The organism is Vibrio bivalvicida (assembly GCF_001399455.2).
Classification (GTDB): domain Bacteria; phylum Pseudomonadota; class Gammaproteobacteria; order Enterobacterales; family Vibrionaceae; genus Vibrio; species Vibrio bivalvicida.
This window is the reverse complement of the sequence record NZ_LLEI02000052.1, coordinates 1-3,870: the sequence shown is the minus strand read 5'-3', so window position 1 is coordinate 3,870 and position 3,870 is coordinate 1. Positions and strand designations below refer to the sequence as shown.

Sequence of the window (3,870 nt, the reverse complement as noted above, 5' to 3'; positions counted from 1 at the left end):
CAGCTAACAAACTGCTCAAGGCGGACTATCAACGCTCGGCAATTTTGGTTCTAGTTTGGTACAGTGCTTACGGCGGCTAGTTAAAGTATCGTGTAATGCGTTGCTAGCCACTTAGCAGGGCGTTATATTTATGGGCTGAAATACAATATAAGGATAGAAAATGAAAACTAAAATGGCGCTTTTGGCTAGTGCTATATTTGTCAGTGGTTGCGGCTCGATGGACTTACGTCATACCGTCGACATATCAGAGATGCAAACATTTATTGAGTTCAATGTTAACGATGAGCTATCAGTTAGCAATGTCCAAACTAATAAAGACAAAATTGTGATTGTGGAGCTAGGGGGCTTAACGGTCACGAGTAACAAGAAAGAATTAACAGACACTGTCATTGAACTTACGAAGCAGGAACTAGTTAAACGAAACGCAAAAATGAGCGCTAGCGCCAAGAAAGGGTTAAATTTATCTATAGAGAAACTTGTTTGTAAATTACCCCAAAATTCACTTTCTGTTGGTTGTGATACGTTGCTGAAATTAAGAACGAATGCCGATTATGAAGCTATATATCCAGCGTTTGCCGAGGATATTGATGCAAATGAAGCGAGTAGTTTCTCGTTAGCTAACTCGGTTGCTGCAATGTTTCGAGATCCAAATGTTATTGATTATTTGACCAAAAAATAAATATAACAAGAAATTTAAGAGTGATTCACAACGCTCGGCGCTTTCACTTCTAGCCAGTTTAGTGTTTATGGCACAATGCTTTAGGTAAGTTGTTGGCGTTGTTCACACCTTAATTTGGCGTTAATAAGCTTGCTGTAAACGAATGGTATTTTTTGGCAATTGGTTGGTCATGTGCTTTTGGTTTGGGCGCTAAGTTTTAACTGAACCGTTCGCTTCGGGTAAGTCGCTTCTTTGGCGCAAATGCCATTTGAAATCATCGATAGCGCTAATATGCCAACAACCATCTTCACTCTCAAAAGCTCATCGCTGTGGCAATTAACTGTCCGTAACTTCAGTGGGTGGCTCGTTCTCTGAAACCTTAGGTTTGGTGCTTGCTCTTGCTTGGTCTTTGGAAATGAAAGTGGGTCAGCAGCCAGCAAAAATATAGTTGGTTCGTGGTGTTGAGTTCAGTGGTTTGTTTGGGTCTAGAGTGCGCCGCAAGTACTTTATTAACAATGTGTTCAAGCTGGATTCTCAACGCTCGGCAGTTTTGGTTGCAAATTTAAATGCAGTGTTTAAGGTGGCTTTATTAAGTGTGGTGGTGCGTTGCTCACCACTTAACACGTCGTTATAACAACAAGGAGAGTTCCGTGAAAATAACAGTTTTAGATGACTACCAGGATGTGGTTAGAACGTTAGATTGTTTCGAATTACTATCACATCACGATGTGTCCATCTTGAACGAAACACTTCCTGAAACGGAGTTGGTAGTTAAGCTAAAAGACACCGAGGTTCTTGTTTTAATCCGAGAACGGACAGTGATTACAGAGTCACTGCTTGCACAGTTACCTAACCTTAAAGTTATCAGTCAAACAGGTAAAGTCAGCAATCATATTGATGTCCACCTATGCGAAAAGTATGGAGTAAAGGTGTTGGAGGGGCGTGGCTCTCCTGTTGCTCCTTCGGAATTAGCTTGGGCGCTGATTATGGCGGCAAGTCGCCACGTACCAACTTATTTAGCTAATCTCCAAAATGATAAATGGCAAAACTCTGGAGTGCTTGGTTTAGGTCGCACTCTAAAGGGCTTGAAGCTTGGTATTTGGGGCTACGGAAAAATTGGACAACGAATTGCCCAATATGCAAAAGCATTTGAAATGTCAGTTGTTGTTTGGGGTAGTGAGGAATCTAAAAATCTTGCGCTTGAACATGGCTTTGAAGCTGTCGCTTCAAAGGAAGCATTTTTCTCTGGTTCGGATATTGTGTCACTTCACTTACGCCTGAATGAAATAACTAGGGCGTGCGTAACAGCTCAGGACTTGAGTTTAATGAAGCCCGACTCTTTATTTGTAAACATTAGTCGCTCAGAGCTTGTAGAAAACTCTGCGCTATACAACGAGCTGGTGGCGGTCTCAACTAAGCGAGCTGCCGTTGATGTATTTGACAATGAACCAGCATCGCTTGATAACGAGCCTTTATTGTCATTACCTAACGTAACGGCTACTCCACATTTAGGGTATGTAGAGCAAAACAGCTATGAGCTTTACTTCAAAATAGCATTCGAGAATATTTTAGCTTTCGAGCAGGGTAAGGCGTAAACATCAGCATCGAAGAAATCGTTGTTATAACAAACTGTTCAAGAGGGATTCGCAACGCGTGGCATTTTCACTATGCGTTGGTTTTAGTGTTTAAGGTGGTATGCGGCGGCTTCGGTTTTGCGTTGCTCACCCCTTAACAGGGCGTTAGCTAGTGTTTAAAGAAACGAAGGGTTTAAGTGCTCATGAATATGGGGTTCTCGCTTCACACCTGATAGTCCTTAGGTACAAACTATCTCGCCAGTGGCACTGTTCTAAAAGTGGTTGAATCAACCAAGGTCAGTTTACTGAAGTGGTGTGTTTGTTTAGTTCTTTGGTGTGGCTTCTTGGGTGTTGGAATGTTGCTGTGACTAAATCTGATTAGCGCACTTGGTAGTTGGCTTCTTCGAAAGCATTCTCTACCAAGCATGTTTCATCATTTAAGTTTAGGTTTTTGAGCTGTCCAATTTACATGGTCATTTGAAAGCAATAATGTATTTCAAATTAGGCACTTGGGTGAAAAACGCAACCTTCTTCGTAGCAGCTAACAAGCTGCTCAAGGCGGACTATCAACGCTCGGCGATTTTGGTTCTAGTCTGGTACAGTGTTTAAGGCGGCTAGCTTAAGTATCGAGTAATGCGTTGCTAGCCACTTAGCAGGGCGTTAATAAGCTAGCTGTAAACGAATAGTATTCTATGGCAAGTAGTTGGTCATGTGCTTTGGTTTAGCGGTTGAGTTCTAGCTCGATCGTGCGCTTTTTGTTCGTCGTTTCTTCGGTGTAAATGCCATTTGAAAGCATCAAAAGCGCTAATATGCCAGCAACCATCTTCGTCTTCATAGCTTCATCATTATGGCAATTAACTGTCCGCAACTTTAGTGGGTGGCTCGTTCTCTGAAACCTTAGGTAAGGTATTTGCTGTCGTTTGGTTTCTGGAAAACAAAGTGGGTCAGCAGCCAGCAAAGGTTTGGTTGGTTCGTTGTGTTGAGTTCAGTGGTTTGTTTGGTTCTAGAGTGCGCCGAAAATACTTTATTAACAATTTGCTTAAGACGGACTGCCAACACGGGGCGAGTTTACTTCAAAGTTTGTTCAGTGTTTACGGTGGTTTGTTTGCCTTTTGTGGTATGTTGTCAGCCACTTAGCAAGGCGTTAGCTAGTGTTTAAAGAAACTAAGGGCTTAAGTGATCATGAATACGGGGCTCTAGCTTCACACTTGATAATCCTCAGGTACAAGTTATCTCGCCAGTGGCACTGTTCGTGAAGTGGTTGAATCAACCACAGTCAGCTTACTGAAGTGTTGTGTTTGTTTAGTTCTTTGGTGCGGCTTCTTGGGTGTTGAAATTCTGCGTAGCTAAATCTGATTTTCGTGCTTGGTAGTGGGCTTTTTTGAAAGCATTCTCTGCCAAGCATGTTCTAGCAACTGTGTTTGGGGTTTTGAGCTGTCCAGTTTACATTGTCATTTGAAAACAATAATGTATGTCAAATTAGGCGCTTGGGAGAAAAACTCAACCTTCTTCGTAGCAGCTAACAAACTGCTCAAGCCGGACTATCAACGCTCGGCGATTTTGGTTCTAGTCTGGTACAGTGTTTACGGCGGCTAGTTTAAGTATCGTGTAATGCGTTGCTAGCCACTTAGCAGGGCG

The 3,870-nt window shown here is 42.4% G+C and carries 4 protein-coding genes; all 4 read left to right on the top strand.

Features of this window, described 5'->3' with window-relative positions:
* Positions 1 to 160: 160 nt before the first annotated feature.
* The 4 genes from APB76_RS16595 to APB76_RS23425 all read left to right on the top strand — a co-directional run bounded on the left by APB76_RS16595 (position 161) and on the right by APB76_RS23425 (position 3,828).
* A complete protein-coding gene (locus tag APB76_RS16595; RefSeq protein WP_054963655.1) occupies positions 161 to 679 on the top strand; it encodes a hypothetical protein in 519 nt (172 codons plus the stop codon).
* 629 nt (positions 680 to 1,308) lie between these two features.
* Entirely contained in the window at positions 1,309 to 2,253 is a 945-nt protein-coding gene (locus APB76_RS16585; RefSeq protein ID WP_054963656.1) for a D-2-hydroxyacid dehydrogenase family protein, read from the top strand.
* 852 nt (positions 2,254 to 3,105) lie between these two features.
* Positions 3,106 to 3,369 carry a hypothetical protein gene (locus APB76_RS16580; protein ID WP_054963657.1) on the top strand — a complete coding sequence of 88 codons (264 nt, stop codon included), beginning with the start codon at positions 3,106 to 3,108 and terminating at the stop codon, positions 3,367 to 3,369.
* A gap of 330 nt (positions 3,370 to 3,699) precedes the next feature.
* Complete coding sequence (locus APB76_RS23425; RefSeq protein WP_268808132.1) at positions 3,700 to 3,828, top strand: hypothetical protein; 129 nt, start codon at positions 3,700 to 3,702, stop codon at positions 3,826 to 3,828.
* Positions 3,829 to 3,870 lie beyond the last annotated feature (42 nt).